22 protein-coding genes are annotated in these 19,656 nt (G+C 69.4%); 5 read left to right on the forward strand and 17 right to left on the reverse strand.

What is annotated here, in order from left to right:
- Window positions 1–4: 4 nt before the first annotated feature.
- From OV427_RS06535 to OV427_RS06615, 17 genes are all read right to left on the reverse strand, one after another.
- Entirely contained in the window at window positions 5–823 is an 819-nt protein-coding gene (locus OV427_RS06535) for a flagellar biosynthetic protein FliR (RefSeq protein WP_267855241.1), read from the reverse strand.
- Window positions 820–1,083 (reverse strand): flagellar biosynthesis protein FliQ, encoded by a 264-nt coding sequence (gene fliQ, locus OV427_RS06540; RefSeq protein ID WP_267855242.1) that lies wholly within the window; start codon window positions 1,081–1,083, stop codon window positions 820–822. Before fliQ ends, OV427_RS06535 begins: the two co-directional genes overlap by 4 nt.
- Window positions 1,084–1,095: 12 nt before the next feature.
- On the reverse strand, window positions 1,096–1,923 hold the full coding sequence (gene sctR, locus OV427_RS06545) for a type III secretion system export apparatus subunit SctR (RefSeq protein ID WP_267855243.1): 828 nt from the start codon (window positions 1,921–1,923) through the stop codon (window positions 1,096–1,098).
- A gap of 10 nt (window positions 1,924–1,933) precedes the next feature.
- Complete coding sequence (locus OV427_RS06550) at window positions 1,934–2,686, reverse strand: FliO/MopB family protein (RefSeq protein WP_267855244.1); 753 nt, start codon at window positions 2,684–2,686, stop codon at window positions 1,934–1,936.
- 84 nt (window positions 2,687–2,770) lie between these two features.
- Window positions 2,771–4,315 (reverse strand): type III secretion system cytoplasmic ring protein SctQ, encoded by a 1,545-nt coding sequence (gene sctQ, locus OV427_RS06555; protein WP_267855245.1) that lies wholly within the window; start codon window positions 4,313–4,315, stop codon window positions 2,771–2,773.
- Window positions 4,312–5,202, reverse strand: a complete 891-nt coding sequence (locus OV427_RS06560) for a flagellar hook-length control protein FliK (RefSeq protein WP_267855246.1) — start codon at window positions 5,200–5,202, stop codon at window positions 4,312–4,314. The genes sctQ and OV427_RS06560 overlap by 4 nt, the downstream gene beginning before the upstream one ends.
- A gap of 33 nt (window positions 5,203–5,235) precedes the next feature.
- Window positions 5,236–5,724 carry a flagellar assembly protein FliH gene (locus OV427_RS06565; RefSeq protein WP_267855247.1) on the reverse strand — a complete coding sequence of 163 codons (489 nt, stop codon included), beginning with the start codon at window positions 5,722–5,724 and terminating at the stop codon, window positions 5,236–5,238.
- 66 nt (window positions 5,725–5,790) lie between these two features.
- Entirely contained in the window at window positions 5,791–7,104 is a 1,314-nt protein-coding gene (gene sctN, locus OV427_RS06570; RefSeq protein ID WP_267855248.1) for a type III secretion system ATPase SctN, read from the reverse strand.
- Between the two features lie 15 nt (window positions 7,105–7,119).
- Entirely contained in the window at window positions 7,120–7,794 is a 675-nt protein-coding gene (locus tag OV427_RS06575) for a FliH/SctL family protein (protein ID WP_267855249.1), read from the reverse strand.
- 24 nt (window positions 7,795–7,818) lie between these two features.
- Window positions 7,819–9,639 carry a hypothetical protein gene (locus OV427_RS06580; RefSeq protein ID WP_267855250.1) on the reverse strand — a complete coding sequence of 607 codons (1,821 nt, stop codon included), beginning with the start codon at window positions 9,637–9,639 and terminating at the stop codon, window positions 7,819–7,821.
- Between the two features lie 75 nt (window positions 9,640–9,714).
- On the reverse strand, window positions 9,715–10,530 hold the full coding sequence (locus tag OV427_RS06585) for a type III secretion protein (protein ID WP_267855251.1): 816 nt from the start codon (window positions 10,528–10,530) through the stop codon (window positions 9,715–9,717).
- Window positions 10,531–10,637: 107 nt separating this feature from the next.
- Window positions 10,638–11,162 (reverse strand): ATP-dependent helicase HrpB, encoded by a 525-nt coding sequence (locus tag OV427_RS06590; RefSeq protein ID WP_267855252.1) that lies wholly within the window; start codon window positions 11,160–11,162, stop codon window positions 10,638–10,640.
- A complete protein-coding gene (locus OV427_RS06595; RefSeq protein WP_267855253.1) occupies window positions 11,080–11,916 on the reverse strand; it encodes a sigma-70 family RNA polymerase sigma factor in 837 nt (278 codons plus the stop codon). Before OV427_RS06595 ends, OV427_RS06590 begins: the two co-directional genes overlap by 83 nt.
- A 7-nt stretch (window positions 11,917–11,923) precedes the next feature.
- Window positions 11,924–12,319, reverse strand: coding sequence for a hypothetical protein (locus OV427_RS06600; RefSeq protein WP_267855254.1), 396 nt, complete (start codon window positions 12,317–12,319; stop codon window positions 11,924–11,926).
- 19 nt (window positions 12,320–12,338) lie between these two features.
- Complete coding sequence (locus OV427_RS06605) at window positions 12,339–12,770, reverse strand: tetratricopeptide repeat protein (protein WP_267855255.1); 432 nt, start codon at window positions 12,768–12,770, stop codon at window positions 12,339–12,341.
- A gap of 82 nt (window positions 12,771–12,852) precedes the next feature.
- Window positions 12,853–13,416: a hypothetical protein gene (locus OV427_RS06610; RefSeq protein ID WP_267855256.1), complete on the reverse strand. Its 564-nt coding sequence runs from the start codon at window positions 13,414–13,416 to the stop codon at window positions 12,853–12,855.
- Window positions 13,417–13,567: 151 nt separating this feature from the next.
- Window positions 13,568–13,849 (reverse strand): hypothetical protein, encoded by a 282-nt coding sequence (locus tag OV427_RS06615; RefSeq protein WP_267855257.1) that lies wholly within the window; start codon window positions 13,847–13,849, stop codon window positions 13,568–13,570.
- 262 nt (window positions 13,850–14,111) lie between these two features.
- On the opposite strand from OV427_RS06615, the gene OV427_RS06620 reads away from it, so the two are divergent.
- The 5 genes from OV427_RS06620 to OV427_RS06640 all read left to right on the forward strand — a co-directional run bounded on the left by OV427_RS06620 (window position 14,112) and on the right by OV427_RS06640 (window position 19,652).
- Window positions 14,112–14,735 (forward strand): RNA-binding protein, encoded by a 624-nt coding sequence (locus OV427_RS06620; RefSeq protein ID WP_267855258.1) that lies wholly within the window; start codon window positions 14,112–14,114, stop codon window positions 14,733–14,735.
- A gap of 263 nt (window positions 14,736–14,998) precedes the next feature.
- Complete coding sequence (locus OV427_RS06625) at window positions 14,999–15,496, forward strand: GbsR/MarR family transcriptional regulator (protein ID WP_267855259.1); 498 nt, start codon at window positions 14,999–15,001, stop codon at window positions 15,494–15,496.
- Window positions 15,493–16,233: an ABC transporter ATP-binding protein gene (locus OV427_RS06630; RefSeq protein ID WP_267855260.1), complete on the forward strand. Its 741-nt coding sequence runs from the start codon at window positions 15,493–15,495 to the stop codon at window positions 16,231–16,233. The genes OV427_RS06625 and OV427_RS06630 overlap by 4 nt, the downstream gene beginning before the upstream one ends.
- A 1-nt stretch (window position 16,234) precedes the next feature.
- Window positions 16,235–18,346, forward strand: coding sequence for an FtsX-like permease family protein (locus OV427_RS06635; protein WP_267855261.1), 2,112 nt, complete (start codon window positions 16,235–16,237; stop codon window positions 18,344–18,346).
- A gap of 4 nt (window positions 18,347–18,350) precedes the next feature.
- Window positions 18,351–19,652 carry an ABC transporter permease gene (locus OV427_RS06640; RefSeq protein WP_267855262.1) on the forward strand — a complete coding sequence of 434 codons (1,302 nt, stop codon included), beginning with the start codon at window positions 18,351–18,353 and terminating at the stop codon, window positions 19,650–19,652.
- Window positions 19,653–19,656 lie beyond the last annotated feature (4 nt).

Below are 19,656 nucleotides of genomic sequence, written 5' to 3' on the forward strand. Positions count from 1 at the left end.
AAGGTCAGGTCAGGAGCCGCAGGACGTTGTGGACCATCACCAGCATCCCCTTCATCTCGTCCTGCATGCGCGCCAGCAGCGCGCTGATGACGAGAAAGGCGAGCAGCACGCTCACCAGCGGCTTGATGGCCATGGAGACGAAGAACACCTGGATCTGGGGGGCCACGCGGTTGATGGCGCCCAGCGCCACGTCCGTGAGGAGGGTGGCCAGCATGGCGGGTGCGGCCAGCGCCAGACTCACCCGCAGCATGTCCGCGAAGACGCGGATGAGCAGGTCGAAGTACGGCCACGGCCCCTGGCTGAAGCGGGGGAATGCGTCCAGCGGAACGAAGACGAGGCTGTCGGCCAGGGCCTGGATGACGAGGTGGTGCCCGTCCAGCGTGAGGAACAGCACCACCGCGAGCTGCACCTTGAGGTTGGAGAAGAGGGAGACCTGTTGCCCCAGTTGTGGCACGAAGAGCTGGGCGTTGTTGCTGCCCGCCATGGTGTCCACCAGCGTGCCGGCCACGCGCGCCGCCTCGAAGACGGAGCTGATGATGAAGGCCAGCGAGAAGCCGATGAAGACCTCCTTGGCCATCAGCGCGATGTACGGCAGCGCGCTCAGCGGAATCGTCTTCACGGAGCCTTCGATGACCGGGAAGAGCACGATGGACAGCGTCAGGCCGACGCCCATCTTCATCTCGGTGGGCACGACCTCGCCGCCGAGGAACGGGCTGAAGATGAGCACCGGCATCAGCCGGCACATCAGCAGCGCCACCGTGAAGATGACGGCGGAGAGGTTGGCCTTCGCGGCCAGATCCGTGACGAGGTCCGCGGCGTTCATCGAATGAGCGCGGGGAACCTGTCGAAGACGTGGAAGGTGAAGCGCAGCAGTTGGCTGCCAATCCACGGCCCTGTCAGGGCCAGCACGCCGAAGACGATGACGACCTTGGGCGCGAAGGTGAGCGTCTGCTCCTGGATCTGCGTGGTGGCCTGGAACACGGAGATGAGCAAACCCACCAGGAGGCTCGTGAGGACCGGCGGCGCCGACACGACGAGCACCAGGAACAGCGCCTCCTGGGTGATGAACGTGAGCTGATTCATGGGGGCGCCTTCCTACAGGTAACCGACGACCAGGCCCTTGGCGATGAGGTACCAGCCGTCCACGAGCACGAAGAGGAGCAGCTTGAACGGCATGGAGATGGTCGTGGGCGACAGCATGTGCATGCCGAGCGCCAGCAGGATGTTGGCCACCACCATGTCGATGACGATGAATGGGACGAAGAGGAGGAAGCCTATTTGAAAGGCCTCCTTCAATTCGGACACCACGAACGCCGGGATGATGACCATGAAGTCATCGTTCTGCACGGCGTCGCGGTCCTCGCCCTTGCGCATCTTCTTGGCGAGGTTGAAGAAGAGCGAGCGGTCCTTGTTGGTGACCTTCTTCATCAGCCACGCGCGCAGCGGCTCCTTGGACTTGCCGGCCGCGCCGAGCATCGTTCCCACCGTCTCCGAGGAGAACACGCCGGGCCCCTTGGACCAGATGTCCACGCCCGCCGCCCGGTACATCTCCTGACCCACGGGGGCCATGATGTAGACGGTGAGGATGACCGCCAGGCCCGTAATCACCTGGGTGGGCGGAATCTGCTGGGTGCCCAGCGCCGAGCGGACGATGGAGAGCACCACGGAAATCTTCACGAAGCTCGTCACCATCATCAGCGCGAAGGGCACGAGGCCCATGGCGGCGAGCGCGAGGATGAGGATGAGCGGGCGAGAGGTGAACGAGTCGCTGTTCACCGCCTCGTTGGCCACGGCGTCAGGGAGGGCGGCGCCACCCTTCTTCGGCACGGCGAGCGCGATGAGGGGATTGAGCGAGACCGCGGCCGCGAACAGCCAGGGCGGGATGCGCGGAAGGAGGGGGCGGGCAGAGAGCGGGGTGTGCACGGGAAGGTCTTCAGGCGCCGGGGGGCTGGGAGGGCGAGCCGCCGGAGCGGCGGGAGAGGAGCTTCTGGAGGAAGGGGCTCAGGGGGACCACGTTCGTCTGCGGGCGCTGCGCACGGATGCGCTCCACCGCTTCCGAATCCAGCTTCGACAGCAACTGCAGACCGGCCTCGCCGCCGCCCACCAGGAGATATTCGTCCGCGGCCTTCACCACGAAGAGGCTCCGGCGCTGGTCCAACGGCAGCCGCTCCACCACGGAGACCAGCGGCTGACGGCCCGCGGCCATCGCCTGCAACCCCATCAACCGGCGCAGGCCCACGTTCAGCGTGAGGTAGATGGACGCCACCACCGCGCCCAGCACCAGCAACGTCCGGACGAGCGTCCAGCCCAGGCTCTCCGGCTCCTCCGCTGCCCCCATCGTCGCGTCGATGGACGGGTCGACCGTGGGGTCCTCCCACGCGTCGGCGGGAGCGGGCGCAGCCTTCGCTTCCGGGGTGGCGCCATCCGTCACGGCGGCGGGCGCGGCCTTCGCGGGCTCGGTCGGGGCGGCCGCGGCGGGCACCGGCTTCGCGGCGGGCGCCGGCGCGGAAGCGGGCTGCGCGGACGGAGCCGTCGCGGGAGGCGGCGCCTTCGCGGACTCCGCGACGGGCGCGTTGCCACCGGGCGGCACGGGCGCGGACGGAGCCTGCGCCAGGACGGTGGGCGCCGTGAGCACCAGCGCGGCACCGAGCAGCAGGCGCATGAGAGGGGGGCGGAGGACTGCCATGGTTGGGAGCGAGGCTAGTTCATCGGCCGGAGGACCGCCACGGGCCCCGCCCGACTGCTCGCCTGCTCTCTCCCAGAAGGGGCTCTACCCCGCCAGGGCGATGATGCGCACACCGAGCTGGCCTTCCACCTCCACCAGCTCGCCCCGGGCCACCACCTTGCCGTTGACGGACAGCTCCACCGGCTCGCCCGGGCCGCGGTTCAGCTCGAGCACCTGGCCCGCCCGCATCCCCACCACCTGCTGCGCAGTGACGGGCACGCGCGCCAGCTCCACGGCAATCTGCAGGGGCACATCGCCGAGCAGGTCGCTTCCGTCCGGCTTGTTCAACTCGTCCAAGGCCGCCCCTTCCAGTTCCGGAGGCATGTCCAGCTCCGGGTTGGTGAAGTCCTCTGGTTCTTCCCCCGAGCCCTCTTCCCCCGCCGAGCGCGGGTGGCCCGGCTCCCCGGAGACGAGCTCGGTGATGCGCGCCCGGTAGCGTCCATTCTCGATGAACACCTCGGCGTCCGCGCGGCCCGCCCGCCCCGAGCCCACCCGGAGCTGCGCCGTGCCGGGCTCGCCCCGGTCCGGCCGCGCCGACAGCGCGTCCACCAGCAGCACGTCCTTCACACGCAGGCTCGACAGGTCCTGCGCGGAGATCTCCGCCGTGCCAATCTCCGCCCGCAGCCAGCTGCGCACCGCGGACAACCGGCTGGCATTCGCCTCCAGGTCCGCCTTCAGCCGGGCGCGACGCTGGGCGCTCTCCACCACCGGCTCGGCCGCCTCCAGCACCGCCGCGGGCACCACCAGCCGCACCATGCCGCCATGCGGCCCCAGCGTGGCGTGCAGGTGGACCGCCAGCATGGGCCCGTCGTCGCCCAGGCGCGCGGACACCTCGTCCACACCCCGCGCCACGCCGTCCAGCCGGGGCCGGGGCACCGCCTGCTGCAGCGCGGGCACCAGCACCTTGAGGGCCTCGAGGACGACGTAGCCCATCACGCCCTCCTCGATGTCCGTCAGCGGCCTCAAACCCACCATCTCGCCCGCGCCGCCCAGCAGCATGTCCACCGCCGCGTGCGCGAGCGCCAGCTCCACCTCCAGCACCGCCCGCCCCTGGAGCGCGCCCGGCGCCAGCACCGCCAGGAACGTGGGGTCGCCCAGGAAGCGCCGCAGCTCGGCCATGGGCCGCACCTGCACGGACTCCAGCGACAGGCTGACCGGGGCGTCGAAGAGCTCCTTGAGCCGCGTGGCCACCCCGGAGAGCGACCCTTGCGCGGGCGTCAGCCAGCGCAGCCGCTCCGCGAGCATGCCCTGCGCCCGGGAGACCTTCTCCAGGTTGCGGAACATGAACGGACGCCAGGGCCGCTCCGGCTTCGGGGGCCGCTCCGGCAGCTGGCGCTCGTACCGCGAGGGCTCGCGCTCCTGACGCTCCGACACGCGCTCGTACCGCGAGGGCTCCCGCTCCTGACGCTCCGGCACGCGCTCGTACCGCGAGGGCTCGCGCTCCTGACGCTCCGGTGCGCGCTCCGGACGCTCGGGAGCACGCTCCGGGCGCTCGGGTGGACGCTCCGGGCGGATGCGCAGCTCGCGGACATCCACCAGCATCGTCCGCTCGTGCGTTCCGGGCCCGTCGTCGTCGGGCTCCATGCTCATGTCTTCGCCTCGAACTTCAGGTCCTCCAACCTCAGGCCGCGGCCACCCAGGGCGGTGCGCAGGCCGTCACTGTGCTCCTCCAGCTGCTTGAGCACCTCGCGGTTGGAGCCACTGAAGGTGGCGGAAATCTTCCCGTTCCTCGCACTGACCTTGATGGACATCCCGCCCATGACGTCGCCGCGCAGGTCGATCTGGAACTCCGCGTTGCCGGCGGCGTTGGTGCCCACCCGGATGCGGTCGACAATCTTCTGCGCAATCTCGCTGGCCAGGGCGCGCAGCCGCTCGGAGCCCGCCGTGTCCTTGGGCTTGGCCACCGGCACCGGCGCCATCAGCGCGGGGTTGAAGCGGAAGCCGGGGCCCATCTCCGTCCCCCCACCCTCCTTCTTGTCCTTCCCGCCCCCGCCGCCGCTGCCCTTGCCACCGCCCGCGTCGGCGTCCGCCCGGATGGCGGCGCCCTTCTCCGAGTTGACCTGACCCAGGGCGGACTCCGCGCTGCTCATGTCCTTGTCGCGAAGCTCCGAGGAGCGCTTGGTCTCCTTCGCGTCCGACGCACGCGAGCCGGAGCGGGCCTCCGTCGCGCCCGCGTCCGCGCGCCGGCCCGCCTGGTTCGCCGCCTCACCGCCGCCCGTGGACGGCTGCTGCAGCTTCTCGCCGAAGGTCTTTCCCTGCTGCATCGCCTTGGCCAGCACGGAGCGGCCCAGGTTGCCCTGGGGCTGCGCCGGCGTCTGGGGCCCCGCGGGCGTCTGCGCCTGCGGCTGCTGCATCAGCTTCTGGAAGGCGGTGGCACCCTCCTGACGCTTCTTCGCCTGGCCCTCGGCGAGCTTCTTCTCCTGCATGATGCGCTCGGCCAGGCGCGCTGCTTCGCGGTCGTCGTCGACTCGGCTCATGACTTCTTTCCCGAGGGGTGGGGTGGCGGCAGGTTACTTGCGCTGCCGAGCCAGGAACAAGGCGTTGCCAATCTCCTCCTGGTTCAGCTCCTCGCGCTGTTGTCGCTCGTACTTCACCTGCTTCTGCCAGTTCTCCTTGTGCTTCTCGATGGCCTTCAGCTCCATGGCCGCGTCCGCCATTTCCTGGCGCCGCTTCTCCACCAGCTTCTCGGCCACCTTCACCGATTCCTTCTGGCGCTCCACCTCCAGGGCCACCTGCGCCTCCTCGTCCTTCAGGCGCTCCTCGAAGCGGCTCATCATGTTCATGCCGTTGATGCCGGCGCCCTTCGCCATGACCTCCTTGAGGTAGGCGGCCACCTTCGCCTTGCGCTCGCGCTTGCGCCGCTCCAGCTCGTCGATGAGCCGCTGAAGCTCCGCCTTCTCCTTCTCCAGGGCCTTGATGGCGGCGGAGAAGGCCTGCTCGGCCTCCTCCTTGGCCCGGGCGCGTATGTCCTGCAGGGCTTGCAACCGGTACGGGGGCATTGTGCCCCCATCCTAACCCGGAATTCCCGCCGCGCACCCCTGCCCCCGGGGCCTGGCCCCCCCGGCTCACTCCTCGAAGAGGGCGATGAGCTGCGCCACCGTATCCTCGAATTCGGAGTTCGAGTGGGTGTCCTGCTTGAGGAAGTCGATGATGGCGTCGTACTTGTCGATGGCCCGGTCCGTGCGGGGGTCCGTCCCGTACTGGTAGGCGCCCAGGAGGATGAGGTCTCGCTGCTTCTCGTACGTGGAGAGCAGCTCGCGCAGCGTGCCCGCGGCCTTCTTGTGCTCCTTGCTGACGATGCCGCTCATCACACGGCTGAGGCTGGCGAGCACGTCCATGGCGGGCCACTGGTTGCGCTCGCCGAGGGCACGGTTGAGGATGAAGTGGCCGTCGAGAATACCGCGGACCTCGTCGGCGATGGGCTCTTCCATGTCACCGCCGGCCACGAGGCAGGTGTAGATGGCGGTGCACTTGCCCTTCAGTGAGTTGCCCGTGCGCTCCAGGATGCGCGGCAGCATGGAGAACACGCTCGGCGGGTAGCCCTGGCGGGCCGGGGGCTCACCGACGGCGAGGCCAATCTCACGCTGGGCGCGGGCCAGACGCGTCACGGTGTCGAGCATGAAGAGCACGTTGCCGCCGCGCTCTCGGAAGTATTCCGCAATCGCCGTGGCCACGTAGGCGGCGCGCAGACGCACGAGGCTGGGCTGGTCCGAGGTCGCGCACACCAGCACGGAGCGCTTCATGCCCTCCTCGCCCATGGCGTCCTCGATGAACTCGCGCACCTCGCGGCCACGCTCGCCGATGAGGGCCACGACGCACAGGTCCGCCTTGGTGTTGCGCGCTATCTGTCCCATCAGCGTGGACTTGCCCACGCCGGAGCCTGCGAAGAGGCCCACGCGCTGGCCCTCGCCCACCGTGAGCAGCCCGTCGATGCAGCGCACGCCCAGGGGCAGCGGCCGTTCGATGCGCTGGCGGGTGAAGGGGTCCGGGCAGTCGCGGTCCACGGACCAGTCGATGAGCCCCTCGGTCGGCAGCGGGCTGCCGTCCATGGGCTCACCGATGCCGTTGAGGACGCGGCCCAGGAGCGCCTCGCCACACTTGATGCTCAGCGGCTTGCCGGTGGGCACCACCTCGCTGTCCGGGCCGATGCCGTGCAGCTCGCCCAGGGGCATGAGCATGACCTCATCACCCTGGAAGCCCACCACCTCCGCCTTCACCGCGGTGCGGTTGCGGGTCTTGATGAGCACCAGCTCGCCCACGCGCACGTTGGGCACGCTGGCCTTGATGATGAGGCCGGTCAGCTCGGTGACTCGGCCCCGGACGCGCACCAACTGCGCTTCCTTGATGAGGTCGAAGTAGCGCGAAAGGTCCAAGGCCATGGTCGCCCCTCCCTCTCAGGCCGGCCCTTCCTTCCGGCCGTTCGGGTCCGGAAGGAGGACGTTCTGGAGCATCTCGAGCTGGGTGGGCAGCTGCGCGTCCACCGTGCCGAACTCCGTCTGGACGATGCAACCCACCGGGGCCACCTCGGGGTCCTCCTTGATGGCCAGGTCCACCGCGCGGCCGATGAGCTCCATCAGCACGGGCTTCTTGGCGCGCAGCACCGCCGCCGTCTTCGGGTGCACCCGCAGCACCATGGCCCGCGCGCTGCGCAGGTTTTCGATGGCGGACGCACACAGCTCCACCATCAGGTCCGGGTCCTTCTCCAGGCTCCGGCCGATGATCTTCTCCGCCATCCGCAGGGACAGCGCGACGACGTCCTTCTCGTAGGTGCCGAGCAGCTCGCCGGCCTGCATCTTCGCGCGGAGGATGATCTCCGTGGCCTGCGCCAGGCCCTCCTGGCGGCCCTGATCCCTCGCCTTCGCCCGCTGGTCTTCGCTCTCGCGCTGGGCCTCGGCGAGGATGCGCTCCCGCTCACGCTGGGCATCCTCGAGGATGGCCTGCGCGCCCTGCCGGGCCTCGAAGACCTCGGCGTTCATCACGCCGGCGCGGGGAGGCCTCAGCGCGGGCCGCTCCGACGCGAGGCCCGGCTCCGCCGTCCCGTCACCTTTGATCACCTTGCCGATAGCCATGGACTGCTCCTTGGGGCCCGGATGCTAGCGCGTTCCGCCCTTCGGTCCACGCCCACCCGCGCCCGGAGGCACCGGACGGTCGGTTCCGGACGGGGAGCGGGGGCGGCGCTGCACCGACGTCCCCTCCCCCCGGGGGGCGGACGCGGCGCCCTGGCCGGGAGACGTGGGTGCCCGCCCGGCCAGCACCCGGGGAGGCCGCTCCGGCGCGGACTCCTCCGGCGCACCCCGTCCCCGGGGCACGGAGCCCCGCGAGCGGAACACCCGCGAGCCCTCTGGATCATCACCCGCGTCCCGGGAGCGGCGCGGCTCGGGCTCCGGCTCCGGCCGGGGACGCACCCGCGAGGCCCGGGACAGCTCCTCCGGGGGGCGCGACTGCACCCGCGACTCGCCGCCCGAGACGCGGGAGCGCTCCCGCCCGGGCTCGGGGCTCGTCTCCGGGTCCTCGGGCCGCCGGCCGTCCCGCTGGCCCAGGCGCGAAGGCGGCGGGCCGATGCGTGCCCCCTCGGGGTCTGCCCGCACGGGGCGCGACGGCCGGGGCTCCGGCGCGCCGGGCTCGCGGCGGCCAGGGGGAGCCGCGATGGAGGACTCGCGGCGGGGCGGCACCCGGTGCACGGCCGAGCCGCCCGGCTCGCCGGGCTTCTTCGGTCCGGGTGCCACGCGCGAACCCTCGCGGTTGGTGAGGGCCCCCGCGTTGCGGGCGGCGCGCTCGGCCATGATGTCGCGGCGCACGGCGGGCCCCTGCCGGGACGCGGCGGGGCCGGCCATGGACGCGCGCGGCGCCGGGCGGGCCTCGGGTGGGGCGGCCGGGGCGGCCCGGGAGGGCGCCGCCGCCGCGGCCTTTCGCGCACCGGGCGGCGGCGGAAGCATCGCGGACTGGCGCGGGGGCGGCTGGGACGCCAGGCGCACCGGCCGCTCGAGGAGGCCGCGCGTGGCCAGCCGCTCCAGGTCCATGACGATGTCGGTGCGGCCGCCATCACCCCGGGCGGTGGGGCGGATGCGCTCCTCGCGCACCCACTTCGCGATGAGGGCGCCGAACTCGCCGCGGTACTTCTCCAGCATGCGCGCGGCGAACTCCGGGGATTGCGCCACGCACGCACGCGCGAGCCGCTGCACGCCCGCGCTGCGGATGGCGCCCGCGAGGCTCTTCAGCCCCTCGTGCACCTCCAATTGCGCGCGGGCGTCCTCCTCCGGCAGCTTGCGCGGGGCGTTGGCCGCCACGGACTTGTTGGCGAGCAGCCGCAGGTCGGGCGGCAGCGGCTCGAAGAGGGACTCGCGCTCCGCGTCCGGCAGGCCCGCCATGGCCGGCCCCAGCACGCGCGCGCCCAGCCTGTCGCAGACGGTGAGCAGCTCGCGCTGCTGGAGCTGGAGCACGTCGGAGAACTTGAAGCCCGCGGCCTGCTGCGCCGCGGCCTCGCGCGCCAGCACCTCCTCCAGCTTCCACCGGACGATGTCCAGCACCTGGGGCCGCACCTCGCGGGTCAGCTTCACGCGCGTGGGCGGCAGGTGCGTGCGCACCGCGTCCGCCAGCGTGCCCGGCAGCGCGCGCAGCACCACCTCCACCAGGGCCCCACGCTCGCGCTGCAGCAGCGCCGCCAGTCGCTCCGGCTCGGCGCTCCACAGCTGCCCGCGCCGGTCCTTCACCAGCCGCTTGATTTCCTGCACCAGCGCGGGGATGCGCTTCTCCCGCGGAATCTGGAGGATTTCCTGCGCGCGGTGACGCAGCAGCGCGGACTCCTCTTCCGGGAGGTGCTCCAACGCGCCGAGGCTGTCCTGACCGCCGAATGTCACGGCCGTCAGGAGCAGCATGCTCTGGCGCTTGTTGAGCGAGGTGAAGAACGAGTCCAAACGTCACCTCGCGGGCTCACGGCCGCCCGCTGGGAGGGGGGAGGAAGCCTTGACGCGCCGGGAAGGACCCGCGCGTCAGGCCTCCGGAGGCCGGCCGCGGCCGCGAGCCCCGGCGCGCGCCGCGGGGGCGCTGGAGCCGGAGCGCATGAAGGTCCACGCCGCCAATCCCATCATCACCAGCACCAGGCCGAAGGCCCCGGCGAACATCACCTTGAACTGGCCCGCGCTGGCCGCCGTCATCCGCAGCCCCAACACGTCCTGCAGCCGGCTCTCCGCGTCCGTCTCCGCCGAGGGAGGCAGGGCCTGCGTCATCAGCACCGTCACCGCATCCGGCTTCAGCTCCGGCACCGCGGTGGCCGCGAACTTCTGCACCACGGCCTCGGTGATGGGCGGCTTGCCGCCCTCCAGGGGCCGGTACTTGATGAACACCGACGCGGACGGCATCGGCTTGTTCTCCGGCTGCGTCAGGTCGTTGTTCTCCGGAATCATCACGATGGCGCGCGCCTCCAGCACGCCGTCGATCTGATTGAGCGCGTTGGACACCTCGCCCGCCAGCGCCTTGAGCAGCATCGCGCGCTCCTCGGTGGCGGTGGGCACCATGCTGCCCTTGGCGAAGTGGGCCAGGCCCTTCTCGACCGGGCGCGGCAGCGAATTGAGCTTGAGCAGCTCCGCGGCCTGCGCGGCGTCCGCCTTGGGGACGGTGATCATGAACCGGACTTCGTTGCCGCCCTCCTCCTTCTCCTTCTTGGCGTTGATGCCGTTCTTGCTGAGCAGGACGTAGATTTCATTGGCGTCCGACTCAGTCAGCTCGTGCTGGAGCTCGATGTGGCAGCCCGTCGTGAACACGAGGGCGAGGAGCAGGGCGGCAAACGCGTGCGGTCGGCGAATCATGGGCGCGGTGAGCTTACTAGGCCCCCGGAAAACGCGGAAGGGCGCCCCCTCCCGATGGGAGGAGCCGCCCTTCACAGGCGCCGCCAGGCTGGCCGGTGGGTGAGTGACTAGACCTGCGTCTTGACGACGTCCTTGAGGCCGGTGGTGGCCTTCTCGACCACCTTGCTCGTCAGGTCCAGCTGCTGCGTGTACTGGTACATGGACGCCTGGAGGGACAGCAGCTCCGCGTTGGAGAACTGCTTCCCGCTGGAGGCCTGGGAGATGATCTTCTCCAGGTTGCCCTGGCCCTTCTCCAGGTCGCCAATCACCTGCGTCATCATGTCGCCGGCCTTGGACGTCTTGGCCGTCTCGGGCTTGGCGGCCACGGCCTCGGCGCCCTTGGCCGTCATCGGCTCCTGGCCCGCGCCGCTCACCTTGTTGAGGGCGGCCTTCTCCGTCTTGTTGACGGTCTCCACCTGGCGGACGGCGTCCGCCTTCTGGGTGGCCTGGGCGGCCTGGGCCTTGTTCACGCCCTGGGCCTGGTCCACCTGACCCGCGCCCTGCGCCTTGTCAGCGAGAACTCCGTCGAACTTCGACGCGCCCTGCTTGTTCGTCTGCTGGGCGCCCTGGTCCTGCAGCTTTTGCTGCGCCACCTGTGCCGCGGAGACCCCGGTCATCGGACCCGCCATTTGAGACCCTCCTTGCATCCGTCGGGGAAGGAGGCAGTTCCTCCTCCTCGTTCAAAAGTTCCTTGAGCCGGTCAATGGCGCGCGCATGCAGCCGCGACGCCCAGCTCTTCGACTGCCCAATTTCCGCCCCGGCCTCTTCCAGCGTCCTGCCCTGGAAGTAGTAGCCCTGAAGAAGCTTCTTCTCCTTCTCCGGGAGCTTCTCTATCGCCGCCCGCACCCGATTCTTCGTCTGCTCCAGCTCCATCCGTACATCCACCGGCAGCGACTCGTCGCTGTAGCCCGCCGTGTCCGCCCCTTCCATGCTCGACGCGAACACCATCGCGAGCCCGGCCACCGCATCCGAGATGTCATTGACATCATCGTCGAATGAGCTGCCCCGGTTGCTTGTCCCCGACTCGCGGTCGGCGAGGTTGCCCAGGTATGCCGCCGCCCGTTCCCCCGCGAACGCCGTCCGCGCGTCCGAGCCCCGCAACACCCCCATCTTCCTCAGCCCGTCGAAGATGGCACCTTTGATGCGGTAGTGCGCGAAGGTAAGGAAGTTGGCTCCCACCTTCGGGTCGAACCGCTCCGCGGCCTCCAGCAGCCCTATCTGCCCGTAGGCCACCAGCTCATCGAGCTCGAGCTGGGCGTTGAACTGCTTGCGGACGGTCGCCGCCAGCGAGCGCACGTAGGGCCCGTACTTCTCGAGGATGACCTTCCTGTCGTCGCCCAGAGCCAAGCGCAGCTCACTCGGCCTTGGACCACAGCCGCTCGAGAACCTGGTTCAGCCGCGGATCATCCTGAAGCGCGTCCGTAATCTTGCTCGTGAGGGAGGAGGACTTCATGCGGAGCTTCTCCTTCAGGATTTCGGCGACGAGGGCCTTCGTCGCCTCTTCCTTGCTCTTGAAGCCCCCCTGCTTCAGCTTCCGGGCGATGGCCACCGCCTGCGCGGCGACCGGGTCCGCCGCCTGGGGGCCCTGGACATTGCTGGAGCCTACCAGACCCGAGGGCCCGACAAGAGACTCCGCCTTGTCCACCTTGCCGCCAAAGCTGGAGCCCGCCGCCGGCGCGGCGCCAGCAGCGCCCTTCGCGCCACCGGCACGCCCCTTCCCTCCCCCTCGTCCCACTCCACCGACAGCCATCGCCTTCTCCTCCCGTCGTCTACTTCTTCGCAGGAGGCAGGACACCCGCCTCCTTCGCCTGGATGAGCGACTGGGCCAGCTTCGCGCCATCACCGTCCGGCTCCAGGTCCATGGCCGCCTTCAGCTCCTTGAGAGCCTCCGGCACCTTTCCCATGAACAGTAGCGCCTCGCCCGCGTGGGCGCGAGGCAGCGCGGACTGCGGCGCCAGCCGCTGCGCCGAGCGGTAGGCCTGCAGCGCCTTGTCGTGGCGGCCCTGCGCGAACTCCAGCGCGCCCAGCCCCAGCTGCGGAACCTCGCTCTTCGGCATCAGCGCCGCGGCCCCGGCGAAGATCTCCCGAGCCTTGTCGAAGTGGCCCATGTCGAGCCACAGGTAGCCGGCCTCCAGCAGGACCATGGCCTGCCGACGACCGACGGGGACGAGGCTGTTCGCAATCTCCGAGCTCTCCGCCATGGACTTCGCTCTTCCTTTCCGCGTCCGGCGGGGACGGGAGCGGCGCCGCTCCCCTCCCTGCCGTCCTGGTGCCCGCCAAAGACTAGCGGACGTTGCCGATGGAGTTCTTGATGCAATCGTGCCGCGACTTCATCACGTTGGAAATCGCGGTGAAGGTCTGCGACTCCTGCTGGATGGCGGCCTGCAGGTTGAGGAGCTTGCTGTTCTCCTCGGCCATCTTGTTCAGCGAGAAGTTGCCGTTCACGGTGTCCGTGGCGCTCGCGCCGCCGCTCGCGCCCACCGACGGCGTGCCGGCCAGGCCACCCGCCGCGCCACCGCCGACGCCGGCGACGCCGGACATCATCGAGGCCGAGCCGCCACCCATCGGCGCCACCGCCGTGCCCATGACACCGGCGTACGGCGCGCCGGCCATGCCGGAGCCGCTGGTGCTGGAGAAGGTGTGCATGGACGAGACCGCGGCGGAGACAATCGAACCGCCCGGGAGCATGCCCGCCATCGCGCCGACGCCCGTGCCCACAGCGCTCGCCGCGCTGTTGAGGCCGTTCTGCAGCCGCGCTCCAAAGCCCGTCTGCGGCGTCTGCCGCGACGTGGTCATGTTGGTCGAGAGACGCACGTTCGGGCCCATCATGTTGTCGATCTTCGCCATTGCTTCCTCCAGGCGCTGCCGCCAGCGAAAAGGGTAGAGATCCCCGATGTTCCGGATGCTCTCCTACTGATTATCGGCCCAGGGGCCCGGCGGTTTCCTGATCCACCCAAATAAAGCGGGGCGGCTTGAAAACCCCCGTCATTCCAAGCGCTTAGCGCCGCCCCTTGCCGCCCTTGGCCTCGGCGAGAAGCCGCTCGCGGGTCTCCACCAGCAGCTCCAGCAGCTCCTCCGTGTGGGCAACGGCGGCCTGCACCTTCTTGCCCTGCTCCACCTTGGGGCCCTTGAGCTCGGCGAGGCCGGCCTTCACGGGGGCGAAGAAGGCGCGCACCTCCTCCGCCGGGGTCGCCTCGAGCAGGGACTCGACAGCGGGATAGGAGGGCGCGGGCAGCTCCTGGGCCGGCGCGGGCGTGGACGGCTTGGCGGACGGGGGCATTGCGGCGGAAGTCTCCTGTCGGGCCAGCGGCCGGACGGCCGATGGGCACTTGGAACGCGACGGTAGGGGAAAAGCCATGCCCCCTTCAAGCCGCCCCCCTTCTTCCAGTGGGGATGACACCCCACGTCCCACAGGCCGAGGAGGGAACGGGCACTCCAGCGGGCTGCCCCGCAAGCCCTGTCCCCTTCCACCAGCGCACCTAGGTTTTCCGCAACGGAGGGGCGCCGCAGGCCCTCCGCCGCACTCACACAGGAGAATCTCCATGAAGAAGCTGGTTGGGGTTGTTGCAACCGTCGCCCTGTTCGGCTCGGGCGCCGCCTTCGCGCAGGACACCACGAGCCCGCAGCAGGACAGCAGCATGCAGCAGGACAGCACCACGCAGAGCGACCCGGCCATCGGAGGTTCGGGCTCCACGAAGAGCGAACCGGCCATGGGTGGCGCCGGCACGGGCGGCACCATGGGCGGACAGAACGCCATGGGCCAGAAGGAGCTGACAGGCAAGGTCGTCAAGGCCGACTCGAAGACCATCTTCGTGGACCTGCACGGCGCCGTGGTGCCGCTCAAGGTGGACAAGAGCACCCAGTTCAATGACCCGAGCCTCAAGAAGGCCAAGGACCTGCAGCCGGGCCAGGAGATTCGCGCCAGCTACGAGGTGAAGGAGACGGAGAACGTCGCCAAGAGCATCTCCATGTCCGGCACCGGCGGCTCCGGGGACATGATGTCGCCCGACTCGTCCATCAACGAGGGCACCGGCGGCTCGGGGATGGAGAAGGACAAGGACGTGGACATGAACACCGGCGGCTCCGGGGTGGAGGCGACGCCCCCGAGCGAGAACCTGGACAATGACCACGGCAGCACCATGAACCCCGACACCAACCCGAAGTAGCCCCTGCCACGCACCTGCCACGGACACCTGCCCGTGACATTGCCGGCAGTGCCAACCCCCAGCAGCGGGGACTCGAAGGGCCCACGGCCAGAAAGGCCGCGGGCCCCTTCCCTTTCCCATGCAGCCGGGGTACGCCTTGGCCTGCGGGATTCAGTTCGTTCAGTCTTGACTGAATGAACTGAACGAATTACATGCCGGCGCGCCTTCCTGGGCCTGCTCGCGCGACTGGCGCGCGGCCCGGGTGGAAGGCACGGAGGCCGGGCATGACGGAGTTGGGCGCCGCGGAGCTGCGCTTCATCGAGGCGATGGCCCTGCACTTCGAGCGGCAGGGAGGCACGCGCATCGGCGGGCGCATCCACGCGCTGCTGATGCTGGCGGACGAGCCGCTGTCGCTCAAGCGCATCGCCGAGCTGCTCAAGGTGAGCGCCGCCTCCGTGTCCACCAACATCCGGGCCTGTACGGCCATGGGGCTGGTGGAGCCGGTCAGCGTGCCGGGCGACCGGCAGCACTACTACGTCATCAGTTCCGAGGGCTGGGAGAGCCGGCTGCACACCGCGGAGGAGGCGATGAAGGCCTTCGTGCGGGTGTGCAGCAGCGCCCTCGCCGCGCCGCAACTCGCCGACAAGCCGCACCTGCGCGAGGCCGCGGCATTCTGCGACTTCTACCTCACCGAGATGGCCGGCATCGCCGAGCGGTGGCGCGCGTCCCGCGCCGCCCGTCCCATCCGCGCTACCAAGGCTTCGAAAGGACGCACCGCATGAACCCCGCAGCGAAGTCCCCCATCGTCTCCATCACGAACGTGACCAAGGACTACAACCTGGGCAAGGTCGTCGTCCCGGCACTCCGGGGCGTGGACCTGCAGGTCCACCCGGGTGAGTTCATCTCCATCGCCGGGCCGTCCGGCAGCGGCAAGACGACGCTGCTCAACCTCATCGGCTGCGTGGACACCGCCACCACCGGCGTGGTCAGCGTCGCCGGGCAGGACACCAAGCAGCTCAGTGAGCGCCAGCTCACCGACCTGCGCCTGCACACCATCGGCTTCATCTTCCAGAGCTTCAACCTGGTGTCGGTGCTCACCGTCTTCCAGAACGTGGAGTTCCCCCTGCTGCTCCAGCGCAAGCTGGACAAGGCCCAGCGCCACGAGCGCGTCATGCAGCTGCTGGAGCAGGTGGGCCTGGCCAGCCACGCGAAGCACCGCCCCAACGAGCTGTCCGGCGGCCAGCGCCAGCGCGTCGCCGTGGCGCGCGCGCTCGTCACCCGGCCCCAGCTGGTGCTCGCGGACGAGCCCACCGCCAACCTGGACTCGGTGACGGGCCAGCACATCATCGACCTGATGAAGGAGCTCAACCAGAAGGAGGGCACCACCTTCATCTTCTCCACCCACGACGCCAAGGTGATGAACCACGCGAACGCCGTGTGGCGCCTGGCGGACGGGAAGATTCTGGACCGGCTCAGCGCCGCCGAGGCGCAGCGGGCCATGGCCGCGGGGAGTCACTGACATGGGAGGGTACTTCCGGCTGCTGATGCAGGTGGCGTTCCGCAACCTGTTCACCAGCATGATCAACCTGCTCATCGGCGGCATCATCTTCTTCGGCACCCTGCTCGTCGTGGTGGGCGGGGCGCTCCTGGACAGCATGGACAACGCCATGAGCCGCAGCATCGTCGGCAGCGTGGCGGGGCACATCCAGGTCTACTCGGACGAGTCCAAGGACGAGCTGGCCCTCTACGGCGGGATGAGCGGCGAGCCGGACCTGGCGGCGCTCGACGACTTCAGCCGCATCAAGCCGGTGCTGGAGAAGCACCCCAACGTGAAGACGGTGGTGCCCATGGGCACCAGCGGCGCGCTCATCACCTCCGGCAACACGGTGGACCTGACGCTCGCCCGCATGCGCGACCTCTACAAGCAGCGCGCGGAGAAGGGCGAGACGCCCGAGCTGAAGGCGAACATCGACAGCGTCAAGGCGCACGTGCGGCAGATGGTGGCGCTCATCGAGGAGCAGAACGCCAAGAGCCGGGTGATGCTGAGCGAAGCCGCGCAGGACCCGGCCGAGGTGGAAGCCCTCGCCCGCGCCCGCACGGACGCCTTCTGGGACGCCTTCGACCAGGACTCGTTCGGCTCGCTGGAGTTCCTGGAGAACCGTATCGCCCCGCAGATTCCGGATGGGGACATGCTCGACATGCGCTACGCGGGCACGGACCTGGACGCCTTCCAGAGCACCTTCGACCGCATGGAGCTGGTGGATGGGCAGATGGTGCCCCGGGGCAAGCGCGGCATGCTGCTGTCCAAGTTCTTCTACGAGAACGCCCTCAAGCTGAAGACGGCACTGCGGATGGACAACATCAAGCAGGAGCGGGACGTCAACCAGAAGCGCATCGCCACCGACCCGCAGATGCAGCGCTGGGTGAAGGAGAACCAGACGCAGACGCGCGAAATCCTCTTCCAGCTGGACCCCATCAAGACGCGCCTGGCCGTCGAGCGGCTGCAGAAGTCCCTCGGCAGCCAGGAGCCGAAGCTGGAGAAGCTGCTGGTGGACTTCTTCGCCACGGACGACGCCAACTTCGACACCCGCTACGCGCAGTTCTACTCGGACCTGGCGCCCCTGCTGGAGCTCTACCGCATCCGGATCGGGGACTACCTCACCATCAAGGCCTTCACGCGCACCGGCTACGTCCAGAGCGTCAACGTGAAGATCTGGGGCACCTACCGCTTCAAGGGCCTGGAGAAGTCCGCCATGGCCGGCGCCATCAACCTGATGGACCTGATGTCCTTCCGGGATTTGTACGGCTACCTCACCGCCGACAAGAAGGAGGAGATCGCCGAGCTGCAGAAGCTGAACGCGGTCAAGGAGGTCGCCCGGGAGAATGCCGAGGAGGCCCTCTTCGGCGAGGACAGCGGCAACACGCTGGTGGCCAATGCCACCCCGGGGCTCATCGACGAGAAGGACTCCTTCGACGGCTCGCTGGGCTCGCTTCGCCGGGACGACCTGGCGGCGCGCGTCTACTCCCAGGAGGAAATCGAGAAGGGCGTGGCGCTCAGCGCGGCGGTGATGCTGAAGGACCCGGAGAAGCTCCAGCAGACGATGGCCGAGCTGAAGCAGTCGGCCACGGACGCGGGGCTGAAGCTGCGGGTGGTGTCCTGGCAGCAGGCGGCGGGCATCATCGGCCAGTTCGTGCTGATGGCGAAGCTGGTGCTCTACTTCGTGGTCTTCATCATCTTCGTGGTGGCGCTGGTCATCATCAACAACGCGATGATGATGGCCACGCTGCAGCGGGTGCGCGAGGTGGGCACCATGCGGGCAATTGGAGCGCAGCGCTCCTTCGTGCTGGGAATGGTGCTGGTGGAGACGGTGCTCTTGGGGCTCGTCTTCGGCGCGGGCGGCGCGCTGGTGGGCAGCGGCATCATGGCCGCCCTGGGCATCGCCGGCATCCCCGCGGCCAACGAGTGGGCGTACTTCTTCTTCTCCGGCCCGCGGCTCTACCCCACGCTGAGCGTGGGCAACCTGGTGGCGGCCTTCGTCATCGTCCTCGTCGTTTCGGCCATTTCCACCCTCTATCCCGCGTTCCTCGCGACGCGGGTCTCGCCCCTCAAGGCGATGCAGACGGACGAGTAACGACATGTTCCAGCTCTTCCTCATCGCATTCCGCAACCTCGGCACCCACCGCCGCCGCACACTGCTGCTGGGCGGGGCCATCGCCGGTGTCACCGCGCTGCTCGTCATCCTGATGGGACTGTCCACCGGGATGAAGGACACGATGTTGCGCTCGGCCACCACGCTGTCCACCGGCCACGTCAACGTGGCCGGCTTCTTCAAGGTGTCCGCCGGGCAGGGCGTCCCCGTCGTGACGGGCTATCCGAAAATCCTCGAGCAGATTCGCAAGGACGTGCCGGAGGTGGACTACATCGTCCACCGCGGGCGCGGCTGGGCGAAGGTGGTGAGCGAGACCAGCTCCATGCAGCTGGGCCTGGGCGGCATCGACATCGATGCCGAGCCCGGCTTCCGCCAGGTCATCCAGGTGCGCGAGGGCTCCATGGACGGGCTGGCGAAACCCAACTCCGTGCTCATCTTCGAGAAGCAGGCGAAGCGACTGGCGGTCAAGGTCGGCGACACGTTGACCATCGCCGCGCCCACCATGCGTGGCACCAGCAACACGGTGGACGTGCAGGTGGCGGCCATCGCGGCCAACGTGGGCATGATGAGCGACTTCAACGTCTACGTGCCCTCCGGCACGCTGCGCGCGCTCTACCAGCTCCGCGACGACACCACGGGCGCCATCCAGGTGTACCTGAAGGACGTGGCGCAGGTGCCCGCGGTGCAGGCCCGACTGCGCAAGACGCTGGCCGAGGCGGGCCACGAAATCATGGACAACGACCCGCGGGCGTTCTTCTTCAAGTTCGAGGTCGTCAACCGCGAGCCGTGGACAGGCCAGAAGCTGGACATCACCAACTGGGAGGACGAGATCAACTTCATCAGCTGGACGCTCGCCGCGCTCAACTTCCTCACCGGCGCCCTCACCTTCGTCCTGCTGGTCATCATCTGCGTGGGCATCATGAACACGCTGTGGATCGCCATCCGGGAGCGCACGCGGGAGATTGGCACGCTGCGCGCCATTGGCATGCAGCGCCGGCGGGTGGTGCTGATGTTCGTCTGCGAGGCGCTGACGCTGGGCGCGCTGGGGACGCTGGCGGGCGCCGTGGTGGGGCTCGCGGTGTGCCTGGGCGTCAACGCGGCGGGCATGGCCGTCCCCGAAGTCGTTGCGATGTTCATCATGTCGGAGACGCTGAAGCTGGCGGTCAACCCCGGGGCCGTGGTGGGCGCCATGGTTTTCATCACCGTGTGCACCACGCTCATCTCCCTCATTCCTTCCTTCCTCGCCGCGCGGATGAAGCCCGTCACGGCGATGCACCACATCGGGTGAACCC

This window comes from Pyxidicoccus sp. MSG2 (genome assembly GCF_026626705.1).
Classification (GTDB): domain Bacteria; phylum Myxococcota; class Myxococcia; order Myxococcales; family Myxococcaceae; genus Myxococcus.